We start from the raw sequence: 23,102 nt of genomic DNA, 5'->3' as shown, positions 1-23,102 counted from the left end.
ACAGCATCTGAGGTAAAATCATCTTCACAACCTCTTTATATTTTGAAAACAGCATAACTAAATACCTACCCTTGATGGTGCCATGCCATAAGCTTTTTTAAAGGCGAAAGAGAAATGTGACAGGTCTTTAAACCCAACTTCGAGGTACACATCTGATGATTTCCATCCTTTTTCGGTTAAGAGATAATAGGCATCATTCAAGCGTTTTTTCTGCAGCCAGCGGTTGGGTGAAAGGTTAAAAATCTTCTCAAAATCCCTTTTAAATGTGGCCAAACTCCTGCCCGTTAAATAAGCAAAACGGTTAATATCAACATTGAACTTATAATTGGCATTCATGTAGGCTTCCAGATCAATTTTTCCAGGTTCCGAAAAATCGAAAAGCACATCTTTTAATACCGGGTTGGTCTGCAATAAAATCATTACCGCTTCTTTAACCTTTAAATCGATCAAAGCCTGATTAAACTCGTTATTTCCATCTAAATATGGCCATATCGAATCGATATAATTCTTCAAAAGACCATTGGCCTCTAATGCCAGGCCTTTAATATCGTGATTCGGCTTTTGCATGTGCAGATCATATTCATTGCTGATGCGATGCAGAATATCCTGATCAATGTTAATGCTAATCGACTTAAACTCTCCTCCTGCTGGTGGGTATTTGGTATACCGGGCCAATTGATTTCGCCTGAAAAAACGAAAATCACCATCCGAAAACACGAATTTCTCTCCTCCGATAAAAATTTCGGATGTACCCGCAATAACCAGTCCTAGCGAATGATTGGGAATAAACTGTTCGCCCTCACTACTTTTCTGGGCATAGCAGGAATACAGTATCTTAGGACGTTTTTCTTGATTTGGCATCTTAATCAAATTTATGGATTTATGGCGAGACATCGTCATCCCCGTGCAGACGGGGATCTTAATGCAAATAAGCTTTGGTAATGGCATTAAGATTCCCAATCAAGTTGGGAATGACGTACCGCCAAATATGGTATGGATCTTTAATAAATTTCTCGACTGCGCTGCACTTCGCTAGAAATGACGATGCAACCAATTATTTCTTTGTAAAAGATTTACCCAGATCAGTTGCCAAAAAATCCTCAGCCTCATCATGATCTGTTGATAAACTTACCTCCATCCATTTCTCCATTTCGGCAGTCCTGGTAGCATCGGCATGTTTAAGCATTCCAATGGCTTCACTTCCAAATACCAGGTGTACCGGTGGTTCAGGGTTCTCTACCAGCGCCAGCATGGCTTTCGCTGCTTTTTGCGGATCGCCCATCGGTATAAAGTTACCGCTCTGGAAAAAATCTGAGCGTTTTTCTACAGTAGATTCGTACCCTTCAACATGAGGTGCATATGACATTGAGGCACCAGCCCAATCGGTACGAAAACCGCCAGGTTCTACACTGGTTACATAAATTCCTAAATCTGCTACTTCTTTTGCCAGGGCCTCACTAAAGCCGCTCAACCCAAACTTTGCTGCCTGGTAAATGCTTACTCCGGCATTACCTACCCGCCCGCCTATCGAGCTGATCTGAAGAATTCTACCCGAACGTTGCTTACGCATAAATGGCAATACAGCCCTCGTAATTTCGATCGGTGCATATAAATTTGTTTCCAACTGACTGCGCACCTGTTCTTCAGTAAAAGCTTCTGCCGCACCAACAATACCAAAACCGGCATTGTTAACCAAAACATCTATTTTACCAAAATGGGCCACAGCCGATTCTACTGCCAAATACACCTGGTCGTAATCGGTAACATCTAAAGTGATCGGAAAAATCTGATCAGGGTATTTTTCTACAAGATCATTTAAAGCTGCTGTATTTCTTGCTGTTGCCGCAACTAAATCGCCTTTTGCCAATACTTGTGCTGTTAGGTCACGTCCCAATCCACGGGAGCTACCTGTTATAAACCATACTTTTTTCATTTTTCTAAATTTTATAGAATCAAAGGTAGGCCGATAATCAAGGTAAAGTTTTGCTTCAAGGCTCAATTTACTTTGTTAAAAAGCTCAATTGCTTTATCAGAACTTTTAATCACAATCTGCTGTTATTTAATCATTAATACATGAAGTTATGGCGAAAGAAAAGAAAAAAGGGAAAAAGAAAAACGGAAAAAAGAATAAGCTGGGTGTTAAAAACTCGTTAGTAAACAATATTAATGCCCGAAAGAAGAAAAAAAAATCGAGATCGAAGAAGAAATCGACAATCAGTAAAAAGGCTTATAAAAAAATGCAGAAAGGATGGAAAAAGTAACCGCTTATTTTATACAATAGTCAAACCCGGGTAGTTTTACTATCTAAAAGATATTAGTATCCCAAAGGATAGTGCTATCCTTTATGAAAGGTTATACCTTTGTATTATGGGACCAAGAAAAGAACACCGTAATCTAGAAACCTGTACGGCAAGTTTAAATGCGGTAAAGGATGCGCTCTATGTGTTAAATGGTAAATGGAAGCTTCCGCTGATTATTTCTTTGCAAGAAGGACCACTGCGTTTTAATGAGATCCAAAAATCACTTGGAGAAATTACGCCCAAAATATTATCGAAAGAACTTAAAGATTTAGAATTAAATGAATTTGTAGTCAGGAGAGTATTTTCTACCACTCCGGTTACCGTAACTTACGAGCTTACCCCTTATAGTGAATCGCTTGAAAGGGTAATTGATGAATTAAGGGATTGGGGATTAAAACATCGCGAGCGCCTGGTTAAAAACAGAAGAAGTGAATTGGTTGAAGCAGCAATGGCGACCTCGCTTTAAGCCGCCAAATTTGATCTGTTAGACCATCCATTTTGCCAAAAAAAGCAAAAAACTGATAATGATAAAATTCGGCTATCTTTGTACAAAATAAAATCGATGGCGGTATTACATAAAAAAGAAGAAAAAATTCAGGCAGTGCTGGGTAGGTTGCCTAAAAAATATACAGACGAACAATTTGTAGAGATGTTTATCAGACTTTACTCTAAAGATTGGGGTAAAATCAAATCGGCTTACATTAAACAATCTCAGGATAAAGAACCTGGAACCATCATCAATATGCCGAAACCAGAGGTATATTTACGACAGATCCTGGCAAACTATCTACAACAAGACCATGCGCCGAAAGCAGTAGAGGTTAAAAAAGAAATTGTTGTTGAAGAACCGGTAACCGAAGTTAAAAAAGCGAAGGCTCCGGCTAAGAAGAAAGAAGCTATAGCTGAAGAAGTGCCTGCCGAGGTTAAAAAAGCAAAAGCACCTGCTAAAAAGAAGGCTGAAGCAATTGCAGAACCGACTGTAGAAGTTAAAAAAACCAAAGCGCCTGCAAAGAAAAAAGCCGAAGCGATTGAAGAGACTCCGGTAGCTGAAAAGAAAGCAAAAACACCTGCTAAAAAGCCGGCAGCAAAAAAATAAAAAAATATTTTATATCAAATATAATAAATCACCTTTTTGGTTGTTTATATATATGAGAGCGTTAATTTAGATGACGGGGATAGGTCGGTATGATTTATCCCCGTTCTTTTTTGACTGTTTTTTCTTTCAGGTTAATTTTAGCTAAGGAAGCACAGAAGACACTAATTATCAATTATTTTAAGGTTAAGATAAATCGTCATTTCGACCGCAGTGGAGAAATCTTTTAAATTTTAAATAATTTGCTTCAAAGATCTCTCCATTCCGTTGCACTCCAGTCGAGATGACGACGCAACTATTGTAAGCTGCAAATGGGTAGCAATGCGAAGAATCTTTCAGCACGTATTATATTTCATCCGGTAAGTTTTACATCCAATTGTAAACTTTATCCTTTTAATTGGCATATCGGGAAAAGTCGATATACATTTGTACCATGGATCAGGTAGAAATATTTAAAGCCCTTTCAAACAAAACACGTTTACAGATTTTAGGCTGGTTAAAAGCGCCTGAGCTACATTTTCCGGAACAGCCCAATGCCGATTTTGAAAATGTAGGTGTTTGCGTTGGGCAGATTCAGCTTAAAAGTGGTTTATCACAAAGTACGATCTCCGAATACCTCTCTATTTTACAACGTGCCGATTTAATTAGTTCAACGCGCTTAGGCCAATGGACTTATTATAAACGCAATAAAGAAGGCTTAGAAAAATTAAGCGAAATCATCAATACCGAATTATAATTTAGAAATATATGAACACAGATAGTTTATTTAGGCCGTTTAGCCTTAAAACGTTAAATATCAAAAACAGAATAGTAATGGCCCCAATGACGAGGTCATTTTCACCGGGTGGCGTACCAACGGCCGATGTTGCCAGCTATTATGCAAAAAGAGCAGCCGGCGAAGTGGGTTTAATTTTATCAGAAGGAACGGTAATTAACCGCCCATCTTCTTCTGCCGATCCTAACATTCCACATTTTTATGGTACCGAAGCTTTGGCTGGCTGGGAGAAAGTAATTAACGAGGTACATCAGGCTGGCGGTAAAATGGGACCACAGATCTGGCACCAGGGTATTATGGATAACCACGCATCAGGCTGGTTACCAAGCGCACCTTTCGAAGGTCCGTCAAGCTTAAACAAACCTGGTTTTGAAAACGGCGTAGCGATGACTGATGCAGCCATTGCAGATACCATTGCGGCTTTTGGCCAGGCGGCGGCTGATGCAAAAGCTTTGGGTTTCGATACCGTTGAAATACATGGCGCACACCAATATTTGATTGATCAGTTCTTTTGGGATGGTACAAATAACCGCACCGATATTTACGGCGGTAAAACCTTAGCTGAACGTACCCGCTTTGGTGTTGAAGTAATTAAAGAAGTGCGTAAAAGAGTTGGGGAAGATTTTGCATTGATTATCCGCTTATCACAATTTAAACCTGCAGCTTATGATTTCAAACTGGCTAAAAACGAGCAGGAAATGGAACAATGGTTAACACCATTGGCAGAAGCCGGAATTGATATTTTCCATTGTTCGCAACGCCGTTTCTGGGAGCCTGAATTTGAAGGTTCTGACTTAAATTTTGCGGGTTGGGCTAAAAAAGTAACCGGAAAAGCAACAATCTCAGTGGGCTCAGTTGGTTTGGATGGCGATTTCTTTGGTGCTTTCGCAGGCCAGAGTTCGCAGCCTAGCTCGTTAGACGAACTGGTACGCAGAATGGACCGTGGCGACTTCGATTTAGTAGCAGTTGGCCGTCCGCTTTTAGCAGATCCGAACTGGGTAGAAAAAATTAAATATAACCGCACAGAAGAATTGAAAGGCTTTAGTAAAGAAGCTTTAATGCAATTGGTATAATTTCCCTAATTTTTCTTTTTAAGTTTAAGAGCATCTCTAAAGGGATGCTTTTTTGTTTTCTAGTGGTGTCAGATGTTACCATCTGACACAAAATCTAATCCTCAATCTAAATTTTTAATTCAAATTTCTAAACAGACACCTTCACTTGTGATTTTAAATCCAATGGACCAGTCGGATGGTAACATCCAACCGCACACGCTCTCATTGACATTTTTTTTCCTTAAATTCACGTCATCAAAAAATTGATTGTACCATGTCGAACATTAAACTCATTATCGAAGAAAGACCAGCAAATATTGGCAATTTTATGGTTGGCAGGTTACTGCCTTTCAGAGAGAAACGCATGGTTGGGCCTTTTTCCTTTATCGACCATATGGGCCCCGCTGCAATGAGCGATCACGAAAATCTCGACGTTCCACCCCATCCGCATATCGGTTTATCTACCTTAACCTTTCTATTTGAAGGTGAAATTACACATAAAGACAGTTTAGGTTCGGATATTGTAATTAAACCCGGACAGGTAAACTGGATGACTTCGGGCAGCGGCATTGTACATTCGGAAAGAACCCCTGAATACCTTCGCCATACCGATAAAATACTCCACGGCTTACAGATTTGGGTGGCCTTACCCAAAGATTTAGAACAAATGGAACCTGAGTTTTGCCATGTAGAAGGGGCAGACATTCCAAGCTGGACAGAAGATGGTGTAAGTTTTAAATTAATCGCAGGAGAAGCTTTTGGTTATAAATCTCCGGTTCCCGTATATAGTCCCTTATATTTTCTAGAGTTAAAAAGTACCAAACAACAAAAGCTAAACATTGGCGATTACCTGTTTGGAGAAAGTGCACTCTATATTTTAGAAGGCGCAATTGAAAGTGACGGGAATATTTTTGAGCCGCGTTTAATTTTAATTGCCAACGACGCTAAATTATGCGAATTTACGATGCACGAAAACACCACGGTTTATATTTTCGGAGGCGAACCCTTTCCTGAAGAGCGTTTCATTTACTGGAACTTTGTTGCATCTGATAGGGAATTGATTGAAAAAGCCAAAATCAAGTGGCTGGAACAAAGCTTTAAACCTGTTCCCGGTGAAACAGACTTTGTGCCTTTGCCAGATCAAAATCCAAAGATCAAGAAATAAACGCTGATGGAAATACAACAGATTAACAACGAAAAGAAAGGGCAGTTCGAAGCCTTAGAAAATGGCTTACAAGCCGGCGTTATGGCATATGTTTGGGCTGGCCCAGGAAAATTCATTATTGACCATACTGAAGTAAATCAAGATTTTGCCGGCAAAGGTGTAGGAAAAAAACTAGTGCTTGCCGCCGTAAATTATGCCAGAGAAAACAAGATGAAAATTCTCCCGCTTTGTCCATTTGCAAAAAGTGTTTTCGATAAAACGCCAGAAATTCAAGACGTATTATTTTAATATCTGGTTAAAACACGATTAATTCTTCCTGCCAAATAAATTCATATTTACTGAAACCGCCACCCCTGTTGATGATAGTTTAGAGTTTCCGTAACCAATATTGGTTAAGGGTATTTTCATAAATGGTTTAGCGCTAATGCTTAAATTATTATTTATTTTGTGCTGAAACTCTACTCCTACATTGGCTATACCTAAATAATGCTGATTCTGGTTTCTGACTTCATAGCTCTGAGGGCCTTGATAAGCTCCATTATAAGAATAGCTGTATTTCTCTTTCAACATTAAATAACTAGATAAGCCTGTACTTACTGAAATCGAATTTCTACGTCCATCAAAAACCTTATAGTTCACATTAATTGGAATATCAATTACATCGCAATTGGCGTGAATATTTGCCGGATTTATCTTAAAAACATAATTGCTGTTAGGGTTATATTGGCTAAAATCTGAGTCGTAGATTTTCTTAGCGTAAGCTGCCCCGGTAGTAACACTTAATTTCTTGGTTAAGAAAAGCGTAGCTTCTACCCCAAAACCGCCGCTTAAACTGCTTTTGCCCGATTTTTGCACACTGGTTAAATCGGGTGCAGCCAGAATACTTAAAACAAACCTTGATTTTTTCTTAAAAACCGGAGGCTGAATTTTCTCTGTTTTTCTTGAGGCAAGTGTAGCAACATAATCTGGTTGTTCAAATTCTACAAGTTTAGGTTTGGCACTTATTTGCGGATTAGACAATACACTAGCTAAAAGGTTCTGATTAATATAACCGGCCTCCAAAACTTTAGGAAAATCTTTATTAAATGGACTTGTTTTAGCCGCTTTATGATCATTTGTAGCTTTACTATTCTTGTTATTCCCAACCAATGAACTTTCTTCACTATTCTCGGGCGAAGTATTATTCGCCATTGGCTTGTCGATTAAATCTCCCTTATTACCTAAAGGTTTGTTATTCTCATTTTTGTGCGCATTTGTATCTGTTTTTACCAGTGGATTATTTTTAGGTTGATCACCATTCGGCCTAACCAATAAAAACACCACCAGCAACATTGCGGCTATCCCTGCCACAGCAGTTAGCCAAATGAGCGGCACTACCCTCCTTTTAGGTGTTGGATGCAATCTCTCCTCCAGATTATCCCAATCTAAATCATTAAAAGGAAGATCGGGATTTTCCAGTCCATCCTTAAATAATTTATCTATATCTTTTCCCTCTGTCATTGCATGTTTGTATTTAACCTCACCTGTAAAAGGTTTCTATCTACCTCCGAACTCCTTACCTGGTAAGTTTTCGCTTCTGTAGCTTTTAGCATTTCCTGTAATTTCTGTCGTGCCTTAAACAAGTTCGACTTTGATGTTCCTATCGATATTCCCAGCATTTCGGCAATTTCTTCGTGGGCATACCCATCAATAGCAAAAAGGTTAAAAACCGTACGATAGGCAGGACTAAGGTTTTGAACCAATGCTAACAAATCATGATAGGCCAATTTATCGTACACAGAGTTTGTGTGTGCAATATTTTCGTGATCCTGAATATCTACATGATCGGCAAATTTTAAATTGGCACGATAATAATCAATGGCAGTATTGGTTATTATCCGGCCAAGCCAAGGCAAAAAGGCCTTCGAAGGTTCATATTTGTTTATATTTTTAAAAGCTTTAAAAAAGCCATCGTTCAGTATTCCTGCAGCATCTAGCCGATCGTTTGCATAACGCAAACAAATCCCCATAGCAAAGCTATAGAAATGTTTGTATAGTGCTTTTTGACTATCCCTTTCATTTCTAACACACCCTTGAATATACTTTTGTATAATATCTTCACTATCGCGGCTAGCGGTCACAGGTTCTCCTTTCAAAATATATTACGGTAAAAAATTACAAAAGGTTGCCTCAAAAAATATTTTCTTGATAATTATTTTATTTTGTTCGTTTTGATTAAAAATCTCATTTACACAAGCAACCATTTACAACCTGACGGCGTAATACCAGCATATTAATGATTAAAGTTAAAACTAAAAACAAAAATCTTATGCTAATCTACTTAAAAAGAAATCTATTGGCTATCGTTTGCATAGCAATGGTATTTACAGCCTGTAAGAAAAACAGTTCTGACGAACTTACAACGCCGCCTGCTACCAATAACAATAAGGGAATTCAATTGGCAACTGATGCAAAATTCGGATCGGTACTAACGGATAAAGATGGTAAAACCTTATATTTTTTCGCATCTGATGCTGCAGGTACGCCAACCTGTACCGGCGGTTGCGAAACCACCTGGCCACTTTATTATTCAGCCGATGCCAGCACCGATTTAAACCTGAACAAGGCAGAAGTTGGTGAGGTTACCCGTGCTGACGGCCGTAAACAGAGTACCTACAGGGGTTATCCGCTCTATTATTATGCAGGAGACGTTGCAAAAGGAGACATTAAGGGGGATGGTGTTGCTGGAATTTGGTTTGTGGCGAAGCCCGATTATTCGTTAATGCTGGCCAATGCACAACTGACTGCGAACAATATCAATTACACCAGTACCTATGCTGTTGGCGATGGCAAAACCATTTACTTAACCGATAGCAAAGGACGTACTTTGTATGCTTTTGCTCCAGACAAAAATGGTGTAAATACATATACCAAGGGTACTACCCAAGAAGGGATTTGGCCAGTGTATGAATCTGAAGTGCTTAATGTACCCTCGGCTGTTGCAAAAGCTGATGTTGGCGTAATTACCGTAGCCACCATTAACAAAAAACAATTAACCTATAAGGGATGGCCTTTATACTACTGGATATCAGATTTAAAAAGAGGCGATAACCTGGGCATAGTAATTGGTAAAGGACCAGGTTTAACCTGGCCGGTATTACAACTAAACGCTACAGTTGCTCCGGCACCATAAAAATAATTTGGGTTAGGCGGGTAGAATGGTCGGCTGGTGTTTTCACAGCCGGCCTTTTTTATACTTCTAGTAAGGCCTGCTTAATTTTTTCGGCAGCCTCAGCCAACTCTTCGCTGGTTGGTTTTAATTTTTCTTTACTAAAATTCATATCGCTCACATTATTCATTGGTATTAAATGAATATGCGCATGCGGAACTTCCAGTCCGATTACCGAAACGCCTACTTTTTTGCAGGGGAAAGCTATTTTTACCCCTTTAGCTACAATTTTGGCAAACATCCATAAACCAACATACAGATCTTCATCCATATCAAAGATGTAATCGGTTTCAATTTTTGGAATAACCAAAACATGCCCTGCCGTTAAAGGCTGAACATCTAAAAACGCTAAATATTCTACAGTTTCAGCAACAACATGTGCGCTGATTTCGCCTGCAACAATTTTTGAAAAAATAGTCATAAGGTGGAAGGTTGAAAGGTGTAGGGTGTAAGGTTTAGGGATTTATGGCGGAGAACAGACCTTAAGCCTTAAACCCTCCGCCTTCTACCTTATCTCGATATTTCTAGCACTTCGAACTGCATTTTACCTGCGGGCACCTCGATTTCGGCGAATTCGCCTACCGATTTACCTAACAAACCTTGTGCAATTGGCGATTTAACAGAAATTTTTCCTGTTTTTAAATCTGCTTCTGTTTCAGCTACCAACTGGTAAGTCATGGTAGCACCGTTTTTAACATTCTTTATTTTAACAATCGATAATGCAAGTACTTTCGACAAATCTAATTTAGACTCATCAATTAAACGTGCGTTTGCCAACGTATTCTTTAATTTTGAAATTTTTGCTTCATGCAAACCTTGCGCTTCTTTAGCAGCATCGTACTCTGCATTCTCCGATAAATCACCTTTATCCCTTGCTTCTGCAATTGCTTTAGATATTAGCTGACGACCGGTAGTTGTTAAATAATGAACTTCCTCTTTTAATTTATCCAACCCCTCTTGGGTGTAGTATGTTACCTCTGTCATTGCTCTATTAATTTTATTCAAACGCTATAAAAAACAAACAAGACTATATAGTTGGTTTGCTACATAGTCTTGCTTCAATTATAACGAAGATAAAATGTGGAAATTACAAAAGCAAATAAAAAATTAAGAAGTGACTAATATTTTAACCTTTTGTGACGCTCAAGGTCAATTTGAAACATTAATTACGCTTTAAAAAATAAAGACAAACATATTCGTTCCTTATTATAATTATATGCCAGAATCACCACAATGGTAACATTCATTTATACACTTATCCAAAATTCAATCATTAGTTCTATTTTTAGCTAAAATTATTCATAAATGAAAAAGTTATTCTCTATTGCCCTACTCATTTGTTTGGGTGGTTATATTGTTTCTGCCCAGGAACTTTATATGCCTAGAAATATTAAAGCAGCATATGCTAAGGGCACCCGTTCAATGAGTGGAAAGCCAGGAGCTAATTATTGGCAAAACCATGGCCATTACAACATGGATATTAAAGTTGATGCCGAAACCAAAGTAGTAAGCGGTAAGGAAGAAATTCTGTACAGCAACAACAGTACTGATACCTTAAAAACTTTGGCCATTCGCTTTGTAAACAACCTGCACAAACCAACTTCTCCCAGAGGCGGTGCAGTAAGCGAAGATTTTCTGACTACGGGTTTAAACATCATCTCCTTTTCTGTTGATGGTGAAACTTATAAAGTTGACAGTAAAGACTGGGGAACCGTAGGAAACGTAAAGCTGAACAAACCATTGTTACCGAAATCGAAAATTACCGTTAAAATAGAGTGGGATTACCCATTATCAAAAGAAAGTGGCCGCGAGGGACAGATTGATCCAAACTCTTTTTTTGTGGCTTATAGTTATCCGCGCATATCAGTATATGATGATTATAACGGCTGGGACCGCATTCCTCACACGGATAGAGCCGAGTTTTACAACGACTTCAATGATTACGAATTCTCGATCAAAGCACCTAAAAACTATGTGGTTTATGCAACCGGCGATTTCTTAAATCCGGATGAGGTATTACAACCTGAAATTTCTGCCCGTTTAAAGAAATCATACAACGGTGATGAGGTAATCCACATTGCTACCGAGCAGGAAATGAAAGATAGCAAAGTAACCCAGCAAAAAGACTGGAATACCTGGAAATTTGCAGTAAAGCACATTACGGATGTTACTTTTGCTTTGAGCAACCATTATGTTTGGGATGGCGCAAGCGTAATTGTAGATAAAAAAACCAACCGCCGTGCAAGTGCACAAGCGGCTTACAACCCAACTACGGGAACAGATTTTACCAACTCGGTTAAATACAACCTTAATGCTTTAGATTGGTTCTCGAGCAATTGGCCGGGCATCCCCTATCCTTATGCTAAAACCATTGCTTTTCAAGGTTTTGCCGATATGGAGTATCCGATGATGGTTAACGATTCGCAATTTGGTGATCCTGTATTCGCACAATTGGTTCAGGACCATGAAGTAGCACATACTTACTTTCCTTTTTACATGGGCATTAACGAAACCCGTTACGCCTATATGGACGAAGGTTGGGCCACAACATTCGAATATTTAATCGGCATTGCAGAACACGGCAAAGAGGCAGCTGATAAGTTTTACAAAAACTTTAGGGTAAATAAATATATCAATGATAAATCGACAGAAGAAGATCAGCCGGTAATTTCCATGTCTGATCAGGTTTCGGGTTCGGGTTATGGGAATAACTCCTACGGAAAGGCTTCATTATCTTATCTGGCCTTAAAAGATATGCTTGGTGATGAGCTATTTAAAAAAGCATTGCATACCTATATGAGCAACTGGAATGGCAAACACCCTATCCCATGGGATTATTTTAACTCAATGAATGCAGGATCCGGACAAAATTTAAACTGGTTTTTCCAGAATTGGTTTTTCACCAACAACTATCTTGATTTAGCCATAACCAAAGTAACGCCTGCAAAAGGAAAATCTACCGTGACCATTAAAAATATTGGTGGCTTTGTTATTCCTTTTGATGTAGTGCTTACTTATACCGATGGAAAAACTGAAACGATTCATAAAACCCCAGCGGTTTGGAAAGCAAACCAGAAAGAGGTGAATGTAACTGTTAATACAGCTAAAAAAATAAAGTCAATTGGCTTAGATAATGGCATTTATGTAGATGCTACGCCAGCGGATAATGTCTGGTCAGCTAAATAGTTGACCGTTCGCAATTTTCAGTTGGCAGTTCGATACGACTACCAACTGAAAATTGTTAACTAATAACTGAGAACCGGCTCGTGTTTAACCGGGAAATTTAATGAATTGGCAATAAAACACATTTTATTTGCCTCATGATGCAGCGAAGCTGCAAGTTCGTAATGTGCCTTATCGGCTATTAAAACCTGGGGATGAAGGGTAACCTCTCTAAAACGGCCACTTCCATCGGCCAGTTCTTCCATAGTGCCCACAGCCTCGTCCTTATAATCAATTACCACGATTTCGTTTTTAGAGCATAAGTGTAAATACCAGAGCATATGACAGCTGGATATTGAGGCCAACAACAGGTCTTCAGGATTATATTTAGATTTATCGCCCAGAAAAGCAGAATCAGACGACCCTGAAATATCGGCTTTGCCTTTTACTGAAATTACATAATCGCGATCGTACGAACGGTAATCCATTGTACCCGAGCCTCTATTGCCCGTCCAAGTAACTGTAGTTGAATATAAATGATCTTTCGGCATGATAAAATTGGTTAGATTGTATAGCCAATTTAAGAAAATATTATCAAGATTAATCTACTTTTCAACCGTTTTGACTAAGAATAATTTAAATATCTTAACCTCAAGCAACAACTTTAGCTTAAGAATAGTTCAGAAAAATTATGATCTAATTTTATGCCCTTTTGAGATTAAGAAGGACTTTAGCAAGCCGTAAGTAGATTCGTCTGCATTAATATTAATCCCTTTATCATCCTCCATGTATGAGCATTCGAAACATACATTAAGAGCAGAAACAATTTCTCCACTCTTACTATAAAATACGATTGCATCCCTGTAGATAGGTAGGCACATCCAAGAAGGTAAGTTTATAATCTCAGTTTCTAAGATGTGATTTAATTTAATCATATCCCGACCAGACCGCTGGAATGAACTAATTTTTTTTGAAGAACGATTAAGATTACCCATCAGATCAGTTATGCGGTTATCATACCAAGATGCCATAACAGTATTTCTAGTCGTTTCTGAATAGTAGGACTCCTGTTGAAAAGAGTATGTTTCAACATATTCAAAATCTATGTTTTTAATATAGTGTTTGGATTGAATCACTTTGTGCGTCATAAATATTACTTTTTAGTGCCAGGAGACTGCATCATAAGTTGTGATTTCATTCGAACTTGTCACGTTGAGCTTCCCGATGAATCGGGACAGGTAGTCGAAACGCTTTGCGAGGAATTTAAACAGGTCCTTCGACAGGCTCAGGATGACAATTCTATATCTATGCTACAGCCTTCTTTAATTAAAACTAAGCCCGCTTAACTTCTCAGCCAAAACCTCCGAAATTTTACGGTAAGAGTCAAATGTCCAGCCACCAACATGCGGCGTTAAAATTACTTTGTCGTTATTTTTAAGTTCATCGTACCAGGCCTGCTCACCCAATGCAGGGAATTTTTCTGTTTGCAGCACATCGAGTCCTGCTCCTAAAATTTTTCCGGTTTTAATGGCATTCAACACTGCTGTTGTATTTACAATTTCGCCCCTAGCTGTATTGATAAAGAATATTGGCTTTTTAAAATGAAAGAAATACTCATCATCAACCATCTGTTTAGTTTCGGCTGTTAGGGGGATATGAAGACTCAGTACATCACTGTGTTTCACAATTTCTTCCATACTTACCTCACGGGCAAAGGCATCAGAAAATCCGGTTTTGTATTTATCGTAAGCCATTACATCTACCTCAAAACCCGCCAGCTTCTTCGCAAAACTTTGCCCCATAAAGCCATAACCTACAATACCGACCTTTTTACCTTTCAATTCGTAACCACGGTTACCTTCTCTATCCCACACGCCGTTTCTAACCTCCATATCGGCCCTGCGGAAGTTGTTCATCAATGATAATAGCAAACCCGTAGCATGTTCGCCAACGGCATCACAATTGCCTTCAGGTGCATTAATCAATTCGATATTTCTTTCAAAAGCGATTTTATCATCAATATTATCTAAACCTGCCCCTGCCCTTGCCACAAACTTTAAGTTGGTTGCCGCAGCGAAAATTTCGGCATCTATCCTAAATTTCGTCCGAACAGCAATGCCTGTATAATTTTTTATTTTATCTAGTGTCTGTTGACGGGTAATCTGTGGTTCATCATCAACCTCGTAACCCATGGCAATGGCCTGCTCTTTAAAGGCAGGGTGTAAATCATCAACAATTAATATCTTATTCATCATTCACAAAAGTAATATTTTGCAGATTGTTCAATTGTAATATTCCATCATTGTTTTCGTAAAACTGAAAACTGCCAGTCGTTAACTGTCGACTGTGGATTAACCACAAAAATATTACTATAAAATGGCTGTAATAAAACAGTTACGGCTGCTTAATTAAACTTAGTTGCCGTTACTTTGTCTCCCTTTACAAAAACACACGCAATTTTATTTTTTAATGAGAATTTTACAATCGAGAACAATACAGATTACCCTTTTACTTTTAAGCTTATCTTTTAGTCTTTTCGCCCAAACAGGCGGAAAAGCAAAAATTACCGGAGTACTTAAAGACGCAAAAACACAAGAAACCATTCCCTTTGCTACCGCTGTTTTAATTGATAAAGCAACAAGCAAAAATGCAAAAATTGCCCAAACAGATGTAAATGGTGCATTTGTGATGGCAGATATACCAACCGGAACTTTTACCTTTAAAATAAGCTTTGTGGGCTACCAAACCATGGTTAGAGATAACGTGGTAATTACTGCTGCTACGGGTACATTAAACTTTGGGGAGATTAAAATGAATACAGCCAAAGGCAATGTACTGAGTGAAATTACGGTAACAGGCCAGAAAGCGGGCATGCAGATGGGGATCGATAAGAAAATATTCTCGGTAGATCAGAGTTTGGTTAGTGAAGGTGGCTCGGCGGGAGATTTATTGCAGAATGTCCCTTCTGTTTCTACCGATATGGATGGTAATGTGAGTCTGCGCGGATCTACTGGCGTAAAAGTTTTAATTGATGGGAAACCATCTTTAATTGCTGGTGGCAACGTGGCTCAGATTCTTCAGTCTATCCCTGCCAGTTCTATCGAAAGTGTTGAAGTAATTACCAACCCCTCGGCAAAATACGATGCAGAAGGTCAGTCAGGGATCATTAACATTGTGTTAAAGAAAAACACAAAACTTGGCTTTAACGGTTCAGTTGCATTAACTGCAGGTAACCGTGATAACTATAACGCCAACACTAATTTAAGTTTTCAGAATAGCAAAGTAAACCTTTACGGAAATTACGGCTATCGCTATGGCAACCGTTTGGGTGGCGGTTTTCAGGATATTACCTACAAAACACCAACCAGTTCAACAGCTTTCGCAAATCAGAATACCGTTTCTAATTCTTCAGATAGAGGACACAATGCTAAAGCTGGTTTAGATTATTATTTGGCACCAAAAAGCGTAATTAGCTTATCGGGTGGTTTTAACTCAAGAGAAAATGAGCGCAACGAGCTGCTGGATATTAGACAATTAAGTGCAAACCAGTCACCTGTTTTATTAAGCAACAGAACCAATAATAATGATGGTTATGGAAAAAGTTACGACCTTAATTTAGATTACGTACAGAAGTTTAAAAAACCGAAAGAAGAGTTAACCTTCAACTTTGGTTATTCGTATGGTACAAACAATAACGACCAAACTTACAGCACCAACACCACTAACCGAAATGGTGTGCCGATTGATGAAACCTTAAGTTTACAGCGTGTTTTTAACACGGGCAATAACACCAACTACAACATCCAGACTGACTATGCACTACCTGTTGGTAAAGCCGGTAAAATTGAAGTTGGTTACCGTAGCCAGATCCGATTAGGAAACAATGATCAATACGCAGATTCGATCCCTGCAAATACGAATATTTATGTTAGTAATAATAAGTTAATTAACGGTTTCGATAGTAAGGATCAGGTGCATGCGCTTTATTTCAATTACCAAAACCAGATTAAAGATTTTGGTTACCAAATTGGACTAAGAGGAGAAGATGCACGTTTAAACACACATTTAGAAGGTTACACTGGCAATGTATTAACCACGGCTGAAGGAAATATCCACTACAAAAGGATATATCCAAGTATTTTCTTAACGCAAAAATTTAAAGGCGACAACCAGCTTCAACTGAGTTATACACGCCGTGTAAACCGCCCCCGCCCTTGGGATACCAATCCATTTTTGGATGTTTCGGATCCTTTAAACTATAGAGGTGGTAACCCGAATTTATTGCCCGAGGATGTACACTCTTTCGAATTGGGCTACAGTAAATACTGGAAAAAAGTAACCTTAACTTCGAGTTTGTATTTCCGCCAAACCAATGATGTAATTCAACGGGTAAGAAGTACGCCAGTTAACGGAATTATTACTTCAACCCCTCAAAATTTAACGAATCAAATCAATAGTGGTTTAGAGTTAATTGGTCGTTTCGATCTGATTAAAGCTTTAAATTTTACCACTAACGTAAACTTGTATCAAGCTAAGTTTGCCGGAGATGCGAGATTTGATATTGCATCGAGCAGTGGTTTTAGCTGGAATGCCAACCTAACCGGAAATTTAACCGTTGCAAAAAATGTATCGCTACAGGTACGCGGCGATTATAGGGCACCGGAAGTGATGGCACAGGGAAAGCGTAATGCCATGTATGGAATTGACGGTGGAGCCAAATATGATTTCCCGAACAAAAAAGCATCTTTAAGTTTCAATGTTAGAGATGTATTTAACACCAGAAGATGGAGCATGACAACCGAAGATAAGGCAACTATTGTTGATTTCGAACGACAAATGCAGGGAACAATGGGCAACTTAACCTTCTCTTACCGTTTTGGAAAAACAACATTCACCGGCACCAAAAAGAAGAAAGACGATCAGCAGGAGAACCGTCCTGATGAGGGGTCATTCTAATTTTAACCAGGGTGCTTAGAAAAAATCTAAGCACCCTTTTTTTACCCTAAATTTTCTTCAATACAATTCCTTCTTCTTAAAACTATAACAAGTTGTTATCTTGCACCATGGAAGAGATCAACCCCTGGAAAACATTAGATAGCGAGGTAAAGTACGATAACAACTGGATCCGCTTAACCGAACATCAGGTGATTAACCCCTCTGGCGGGCAAGGCATTTACGGCACCGTTCATTTTAAAAATCTCGCCATCGGAATCCTCCCGCTAGATGAAAACTACAATACCTGGCTGGTTGGTCAATACCGATATGCGATTAACGCCTATAGCTGGGAAATCCCAGAGGGAGGTGGTCCATTTCACGAAGCACCACTAGAAAGCGCCAGAAGGGAGTTATTGGAAGAAACGGGCATGAGCGCCAGAAACTGGAAAGAGATCCAGAGAATGCACTTGTCTAACTCGGTGAGCGATGAACTGAGCATAATCTACATTGCCACTGGTTTAATTCAAGGTATCGCGATGCCAGAAGAAACGGAACAACTCGTGGTAAAAAAATTGCCATTTGATGAGGCCTATCAAATGGTTTTGAATGGAGAGATTACCGACTCAATGAGCGTAGCTGCAATCTTAAAAGCCAAACTGATGATATTAAATGGCGAATTGTAGAAATCTACCTAAAGATTCTCCCCATAACTACTACCGAGGTTCCGTCATTTCGAGCGAAGTGCAACGTAGTCGAGAAATCTTTCAGTTTAAATAAATTAAATCATTTTTAAAGATTCCTCCGCTACAGTCGGAATGACGACAAAAATATTTACAGTTTTAAATCTTTTGCAACTTGTTTGAGCGGCTAATCGTAATCGCATTAATTAAACCAGAATAATTTATTATTATCTTTGCCACCTATTAAATCACCCAGATGAGCAAGCTTTTCGGATATATTTTAAGCCCTATTTTTTATATTTTCTTTGGATTAACACTTTGTATCTTCCATCCTATACAGTGGATTTGTTATAAGCTTTTTGGCTATAAAGCGCATAAGGTTTCGGTAGACATCCTTAATTTTTTTCTCACCTATTGCCAGATCTTTCTATTCAATTCCATCAGCTTTAAGAATGAATACGATTTACCGACGAATAGGCCGATTATTTTTGCCGCTAACCACCAAAGTATGTACGATATCCCTTCATTAATTTGGTTTTTAAGAAAACATAGTGCAAAATTTATCTCCAAAATTGAGCTTACCAAAGGGATTCCATCCATATCCATTAACCTGCGTTTAGGCGGTGGGGCAAACATTAACCGGAAAGATAACAAACAGGCCATTTCCGAAATCATCAAACTTGGCCGTAGAATGAAAGAGAATAATTGGAGCACTGTTATTTTCCCTGAGGGAACCCGGGCGAAAGACGGTCAGTTGAAAACCTTCCAATTTGGAGGTATCGCTACCATATTAAAAGTAGTACCCAATGCTTTGGTCGTTCCCGTGGCGATAGAAAATTCGTGGAAAATTGTTCGCTTTGGTATGTTTCCACTAACCACTGGCAATGCGCTAAAATGGACGGTTTTAAAACCGATAGAACCAGAAACAAAAACGCCAAATGATATCACGCTAGAAGTAGAAAACGAAATCAGGAAAGTTTTAGGTCAACCAGTGGCACAGGCTGCTACTTTATAATTTTTATTAATCCCTTAAAGATCCTTCAACTCCGCTACCATTGACGTTATTTGCAAATCATTATTAATCAAAACTTTAGCTGCTTTAGTATTTCCATCCAGCTAGGCCATAGCACGATACCCCCGTTCTGCTTAAATCCGGCCTAACAAATTTTTCGGGCTGCACTGTCCAAGCCAACCCACTAGCTTCGAAAGAAAAATTTTCAGCCGGCAGTTTTTGTTTCTTTTTGATGCCAAAAAGAAAGAGCCCTTCGGCGGCGGCGAGCCGAGGCAAGACTGAGCAGTAGGAAAAGGGAAACGATTGTACGTCACTCATATTGATTTTTATACAATAAATTACCCCTCAGGATGACAATCGCGGCAGGATCATTCCATGGTTTCTGTGCTTCCATGGCAAATAAAAGCTTAATTGTTTGAGCTGGTTAAGCGCCTAACCCCAACCGCTCTAAATGTTCTTATTTCCGATCACCCTGAAAAATTCATCGCGGTAAGTATCGCCAACAGGGATAATTTTCTGGTTGATGGTAATGCGGCTACGCTCGATACTTTCAATTTTATCAACAGCCACAATATAAGATTTGTGCACCCGGATAAACTGGCCTTGAGGTAAAGCTTCTTCCATCTTTTTCATACTCTGTAGCGTAATTACACGCTCATCTTTAGTAAATATCGAAATGTAATCTTTTAAACCTTCGATGAATAAAATATTGTGCAGATAGATTTTTTGAATCTTATGTTCCGTTTTCACGAAAATATAATCCTGAACAGGATTTGGCGAACCAGAAAATGGTGCAGGCGTAACGATGGGCTGCGCCACACTTGCAGGAGCTTCAACCGGTTTTACCTGATTATGTACTTTTTCTACCGCTTTATAAAAACGGTCGAACGCAATTGGCTTTAACAGGTAATCAGAAACATTCAGGTCGTAACTTTCTAAAGCATACTGTGGGTAAGCGGTAGTTAAAATGTAGTGGCATTTATTGCCGGCAATTTTCAGAAACTGGATCCCCGTAAGTTCAGGCATCTGGATATCTAGAAATACAAGATCAATGCCACCGCCCTGCACAATCTGCAAAGCTTCAATTGGGTTTTCGCACCTTTTAACCATAGTTAAAAAAGGCACTTTCGATATATAATCCTGTAAAATATCAAGCGCTAAAGGCTCATCATCAACAACAATACAGTTTAAGTTCATTTTGGTTAATCTATTTAATTCATGATTTTCTTATGATCCGCTTAGGGTAATGCCGGATTATATGTCAATCATCAGTTCGCAGGTATAATGGGTAGCCGAATTTACAACATTTAATTTATATCTGTCGGGATAAACCAATTGTAACCTACGTTCTACATTGGTTAAACCCACGCCACCCTGCGCATCTTTATTCTGCTGGTTCTTTTTATTGATGACACTAAAGTGCAAAATTTTCTGGTTGGCAATAATATTGATCTTTACCGGTTCTGCGGGATCGGTTACCACGCCATGTTTAAATGCATTTTCCACAAACGAAATCAGCATTAATGGAACAATTTTCTGATTGTCTATTTCGCCGTTTAAAGTAAGCTCAATATAAGCCCCGTCTTTAAACCTTATTTTCTGCAGTTCGATATAACTCGTTAAATAATCTACTTCTTTGCTTAAAGCTACCGTTGGCGTATTGCTTTCATAAATCATATAACGCATAATTTCAGAAAGCTTCATAATGGCATCAGCAGTTTTATCCGATTTCTGATAAGCCAATGAGTAGATATTATTAAGGGAGTTGAAAAGAAAATGGGGGTTTAACTGCGATTTTAAAAACTGAAGTTCCATTTCGCGGCGTTCGCTTTCTAAATTGCGCTGGATCCTTTCACTTGCAAACCAATCGATCGTGAACTTAATAATGCAGCTCGATACCAGAAAAAAACCGAGCACAAAAACTCTGTTTAATGCGAAGTTATTTACCGACATTTCAGACTTCTTACCTTCCATATTAGTATAGTGAAGCAGTTCATCAGGGTTTAAAACGGCTATAACAGTCTTTACTAATGTTGCAACAACAATTAAAAGTAGAAATGACAAGATATACAGCCAATACTTTTTTCTCTTCTTAATTAACGATGGAATAAGGAAAATATAGTTGATATAGAATACAGAAACATTTAGGACACCAAAAACAAAAAACGACAGAAAATAATCTTTTATGGTATGTGGCTGTTTATCTAGCATACTTACTACTACGATAAAAAGAAATATCAACCCCCAAAAAATAGTGTGAAGTATTAAAGGTCCCTTACTTTGTTTCATTTGAAATGTATTAAATAGTAATGAATACTGATAGCCGTTAATTAACGCATATCGTTCAAGCCACAAAATAAATAAAGTTTTATCGATTTACTTACACAATCTACCAACGGGCGTTTTTTTTCTACCAACGGCCCAATAGGCAAATTTTATCGACAAACGCCAAAAATGTCTGTTGATCTAGAATCTTGAACACTTGGTATAATAGATTTTAGCAGGTTGTTTTTCTTGAGTTTCTTTGAATCATCAAAACGAAAACAAAATGAAAACATCATCAGCAATCAACTTAAAAAATCAAACAGTAATTACTGATGGTATTTTCGCAACCGCTCAAATAAAACTATCGATCATGAAAAAGTTATCAAACACATCACCATTTTTACTTTTATTATTACCTGTATTTATGATGATTATTTTAACACTTACGGTTAACACGAATCAGAATGATGCGGAAATAGTTGTAAAACCTGCAAAAACATCTGGTTCTATTGTGAAACAAGCAACTGCTATTTTCAAATAGAACAATGGGTAATTACGCTATCGAAACAGTAGGTTTAAACTTTAACTTCGGCAACCAGACTATTGTAAAAGATCTCTCATTACAAGTACCAAAAGGCAGCATTTATGGTTTCTTAGGCCCAAATGGGGCTGGAAAAACAACCACCATAAAAATCTTGCTTAACCTGCTCAAATCACCGTCCGACCAGGTTTTTATATTCGGTAAAGAAATAAATAGCAATCGCATTGCTACCCTTAAACGCATAGGCGCTCTAGTAGAACAGCCAGCCATTTATGGGCATTTAACGGGAAAAGAAAACCTCGTTAACCGCTGTATTCTGTTAGGCATAAAAAAATCAAAAGCTGATGAAATGCTGTCGCTAGTAGGTTTGGCAGAAGCAGCAAATAAAAAAGCCAGTAAATATTCATTAGGCATGAAACAACGGCTTGGCATTGCGCAGGCACTAATTTCAGATCCAGAATTACTCCTGCTGGATGAGCCTACAAATGGTTTAGATCCAAATGGCATCATCGAGGTCCGCAACCTTATGATCGATTTAGCCACAAAACACAACAAAACAATATTGGTTTCAAGTCACTTATTGGCAGAAATAGAAAGAACAGCAACCCATGTTGGCATTATAAACAAGGGGCAATTATTATTTCAGGGCACCATTAACGAACTTCATCTACTGAGCAAACCTGTGCTCGAAATCGAAGTCGACAAGATCGAAAGCGCAAGTTCCCTTTTAACAAAATCGGGTTATGAAATTATAGCAAAAACCGATAAGGTAATTACTGTACCATTTACTTCATCGCAAATAAGTGGAGAACTCAATACATTACTTATCCAAAATGGTTTTACGGTGAGCAGTCTTTATCAGCAACGAAAAGACCTCGAAAATTTATTCCTTGATATTACCAAAACAAACTAAC

General features: G+C 38.5%; 25 protein-coding genes. 14 read left to right on the top strand and 11 right to left on the bottom strand.

The window, feature by feature from the left end; genetic code table 11:
* Positions 1-57: 57 nt before the first annotated feature.
* Together ACN9MR_RS25360 and ACN9MR_RS25355 are read right to left on the bottom strand one after the other, a co-directional pair.
* Positions 58-861, bottom strand: coding sequence for a helix-turn-helix domain-containing protein (locus ACN9MR_RS25360; RefSeq protein ID WP_426327236.1), 804 nt, complete (start codon positions 859-861; stop codon positions 58-60).
* Positions 862-1,054: 193 nt separating this feature from the next.
* Entirely contained in the window at positions 1,055-1,933 is an 879-nt protein-coding gene (locus tag ACN9MR_RS25355; RefSeq protein ID WP_426327235.1) for an oxidoreductase, read from the bottom strand.
* A 148-nt stretch (positions 1,934-2,081) separates the two neighbouring features.
* On the opposite strand from ACN9MR_RS25355, the gene ACN9MR_RS25350 reads away from it, so the two are divergent.
* The 7 genes from ACN9MR_RS25350 (at position 2,082) to ACN9MR_RS25320 (ending at position 6,673) form a co-directional block, all read left to right on the top strand.
* A complete protein-coding gene (locus ACN9MR_RS25350; RefSeq protein WP_426327234.1) occupies positions 2,082-2,261 on the top strand; it encodes a hypothetical protein in 180 nt (59 codons plus the stop codon).
* 106 nt (positions 2,262-2,367) lie between these two features.
* Positions 2,368-2,766: a winged helix-turn-helix transcriptional regulator gene (locus ACN9MR_RS25345; protein ID WP_426327233.1), complete on the top strand. Its 399-nt coding sequence runs from the start codon at positions 2,368-2,370 to the stop codon at positions 2,764-2,766.
* 96 nt (positions 2,767-2,862) lie between these two features.
* Positions 2,863-3,396 carry a hypothetical protein gene (locus ACN9MR_RS25340; protein ID WP_426327232.1) on the top strand — a complete coding sequence of 178 codons (534 nt, stop codon included), beginning with the start codon at positions 2,863-2,865 and terminating at the stop codon, positions 3,394-3,396.
* 430 nt (positions 3,397-3,826) lie between these two features.
* The gene (locus ACN9MR_RS25335) at positions 3,827-4,129 is read left to right on the top strand and encodes an ArsR/SmtB family transcription factor (RefSeq protein WP_029276735.1); all 303 of its coding nucleotides are present in this window, start codon (positions 3,827-3,829) and stop codon (positions 4,127-4,129) included.
* 11 nt (positions 4,130-4,140) lie between these two features.
* Positions 4,141-5,241 (top strand): NADH:flavin oxidoreductase, encoded by a 1,101-nt coding sequence (locus ACN9MR_RS25330; protein WP_426327231.1) that lies wholly within the window; start codon positions 4,141-4,143, stop codon positions 5,239-5,241.
* 253 nt (positions 5,242-5,494) lie between these two features.
* Complete coding sequence (locus ACN9MR_RS25325; protein ID WP_426327230.1) at positions 5,495-6,385, top strand: pirin family protein; 891 nt, start codon at positions 5,495-5,497, stop codon at positions 6,383-6,385.
* A 6-nt stretch (positions 6,386-6,391) separates the two neighbouring features.
* On the top strand, positions 6,392-6,673 hold the full coding sequence (locus tag ACN9MR_RS25320) for a GNAT family N-acetyltransferase (RefSeq protein WP_230142325.1): 282 nt from the start codon (positions 6,392-6,394) through the stop codon (positions 6,671-6,673).
* Positions 6,674-6,691: 18 nt separating this feature from the next.
* Here ACN9MR_RS25320 and ACN9MR_RS25315 read toward each other — a convergent pair whose 3' ends face one another.
* The gene (locus ACN9MR_RS25315) at positions 6,692-7,885 is read right to left on the bottom strand and encodes a hypothetical protein (protein WP_426327229.1); all 1,194 of its coding nucleotides are present in this window, start codon (positions 7,883-7,885) and stop codon (positions 6,692-6,694) included.
* Positions 7,882-8,520 carry an RNA polymerase sigma factor gene (locus ACN9MR_RS25310; protein ID WP_426327228.1) on the bottom strand — a complete coding sequence of 213 codons (639 nt, stop codon included), beginning with the start codon at positions 8,518-8,520 and terminating at the stop codon, positions 7,882-7,884. Before ACN9MR_RS25310 ends, ACN9MR_RS25315 begins: the two co-directional genes overlap by 4 nt.
* Before the next feature lie 173 nt (positions 8,521-8,693).
* Here ACN9MR_RS25310 and ACN9MR_RS25305 point away from each other — a divergent pair, with 173 nt between their 5' ends.
* Entirely contained in the window at positions 8,694-9,557 is an 864-nt protein-coding gene (locus ACN9MR_RS25305) for a hypothetical protein (RefSeq protein WP_426327227.1), read from the top strand.
* A gap of 58 nt (positions 9,558-9,615) precedes the next feature.
* Here ACN9MR_RS25305 and ACN9MR_RS25300 read toward each other — a convergent pair whose 3' ends face one another.
* Together ACN9MR_RS25300 and greA are read right to left on the bottom strand one after the other, a co-directional pair.
* The gene (locus tag ACN9MR_RS25300) at positions 9,616-10,014 is read right to left on the bottom strand and encodes an HIT family protein (RefSeq protein WP_057931477.1); all 399 of its coding nucleotides are present in this window, start codon (positions 10,012-10,014) and stop codon (positions 9,616-9,618) included.
* A gap of 89 nt (positions 10,015-10,103) precedes the next feature.
* Positions 10,104-10,577, bottom strand: coding sequence for a transcription elongation factor GreA (gene greA, locus ACN9MR_RS25295; protein ID WP_029276724.1), 474 nt, complete (start codon positions 10,575-10,577; stop codon positions 10,104-10,106).
* A gap of 321 nt (positions 10,578-10,898) precedes the next feature.
* Between greA and ACN9MR_RS25290 the strand changes: the two genes are divergently transcribed.
* Positions 10,899-12,779 carry a M1 family metallopeptidase gene (locus ACN9MR_RS25290; RefSeq protein WP_426327226.1) on the top strand — a complete coding sequence of 627 codons (1,881 nt, stop codon included), beginning with the start codon at positions 10,899-10,901 and terminating at the stop codon, positions 12,777-12,779.
* 59 nt (positions 12,780-12,838) lie between these two features.
* On the opposite strand, the gene ACN9MR_RS25285 is transcribed toward ACN9MR_RS25290, so the two are convergent.
* The 3 genes from ACN9MR_RS25285 to ACN9MR_RS25275 all read right to left on the bottom strand — a co-directional run bounded on the left by ACN9MR_RS25285 (position 12,839) and on the right by ACN9MR_RS25275 (position 15,007).
* Positions 12,839-13,306, bottom strand: a complete 468-nt coding sequence (locus ACN9MR_RS25285; protein WP_426327225.1) for an OsmC family protein — start codon at positions 13,304-13,306, stop codon at positions 12,839-12,841.
* A gap of 138 nt (positions 13,307-13,444) precedes the next feature.
* Entirely contained in the window at positions 13,445-13,903 is a 459-nt protein-coding gene (locus ACN9MR_RS25280; RefSeq protein WP_426327224.1) for a hypothetical protein, read from the bottom strand.
* 174 nt (positions 13,904-14,077) lie between these two features.
* Complete coding sequence (locus ACN9MR_RS25275; protein ID WP_426330243.1) at positions 14,078-15,007, bottom strand: 2-hydroxyacid dehydrogenase; 930 nt, start codon at positions 15,005-15,007, stop codon at positions 14,078-14,080.
* A 217-nt stretch (positions 15,008-15,224) separates the two neighbouring features.
* Between ACN9MR_RS25275 and ACN9MR_RS25270 the strand changes: the two genes are divergently transcribed.
* The 3 genes from ACN9MR_RS25270 to ACN9MR_RS25260 all read left to right on the top strand — a co-directional run bounded on the left by ACN9MR_RS25270 (position 15,225) and on the right by ACN9MR_RS25260 (position 19,385).
* Positions 15,225-17,711 carry a TonB-dependent receptor domain-containing protein gene (locus tag ACN9MR_RS25270; protein ID WP_426327223.1) on the top strand — a complete coding sequence of 829 codons (2,487 nt, stop codon included), beginning with the start codon at positions 15,225-15,227 and terminating at the stop codon, positions 17,709-17,711.
* A 107-nt stretch (positions 17,712-17,818) separates the two neighbouring features.
* On the top strand, positions 17,819-18,373 hold the full coding sequence (locus ACN9MR_RS25265; RefSeq protein ID WP_426327222.1) for an NUDIX domain-containing protein: 555 nt from the start codon (positions 17,819-17,821) through the stop codon (positions 18,371-18,373).
* Positions 18,374-18,626: 253 nt separating this feature from the next.
* A complete protein-coding gene (locus ACN9MR_RS25260; protein ID WP_426327221.1) occupies positions 18,627-19,385 on the top strand; it encodes a lysophospholipid acyltransferase family protein in 759 nt (252 codons plus the stop codon).
* Positions 19,386-19,829: 444 nt separating this feature from the next.
* Here the strand turns inward: ACN9MR_RS25260 and ACN9MR_RS25255 are convergent, their stop codons facing one another.
* Positions 19,830-20,579, bottom strand: a complete 750-nt coding sequence (locus ACN9MR_RS25255) for a LytR/AlgR family response regulator transcription factor (RefSeq protein WP_057931485.1) — start codon at positions 20,577-20,579, stop codon at positions 19,830-19,832.
* A 57-nt stretch (positions 20,580-20,636) separates the two neighbouring features.
* Positions 20,637-21,671, bottom strand: coding sequence for a sensor histidine kinase (locus tag ACN9MR_RS25250; protein ID WP_426327220.1), 1,035 nt, complete (start codon positions 21,669-21,671; stop codon positions 20,637-20,639).
* Between the two features lie 259 nt (positions 21,672-21,930).
* Between ACN9MR_RS25250 and ACN9MR_RS25245 the strand changes: the two genes are divergently transcribed.
* Positions 21,931-22,188, top strand: a complete 258-nt coding sequence (locus ACN9MR_RS25245; protein ID WP_426327219.1) for a hypothetical protein — start codon at positions 21,931-21,933, stop codon at positions 22,186-22,188.
* A gap of 4 nt (positions 22,189-22,192) precedes the next feature.
* Positions 22,193-23,101 carry an ABC transporter ATP-binding protein gene (locus tag ACN9MR_RS25240; RefSeq protein WP_426327218.1) on the top strand — a complete coding sequence of 303 codons (909 nt, stop codon included), beginning with the start codon at positions 22,193-22,195 and terminating at the stop codon, positions 23,099-23,101.
* The last annotated feature ends 1 nt before the right edge of the window (position 23,102 follow it).

The sequence above is a fragment of the Pedobacter sp. R-06 genome (assembly GCF_049913135.1).
Classification (GTDB): domain Bacteria; phylum Bacteroidota; class Bacteroidia; order Sphingobacteriales; family Sphingobacteriaceae; genus Pedobacter.
The sequence above is the reverse complement of the archived record's forward strand: the minus strand, read 5'-3'. Positions and strand labels throughout refer to the sequence as shown.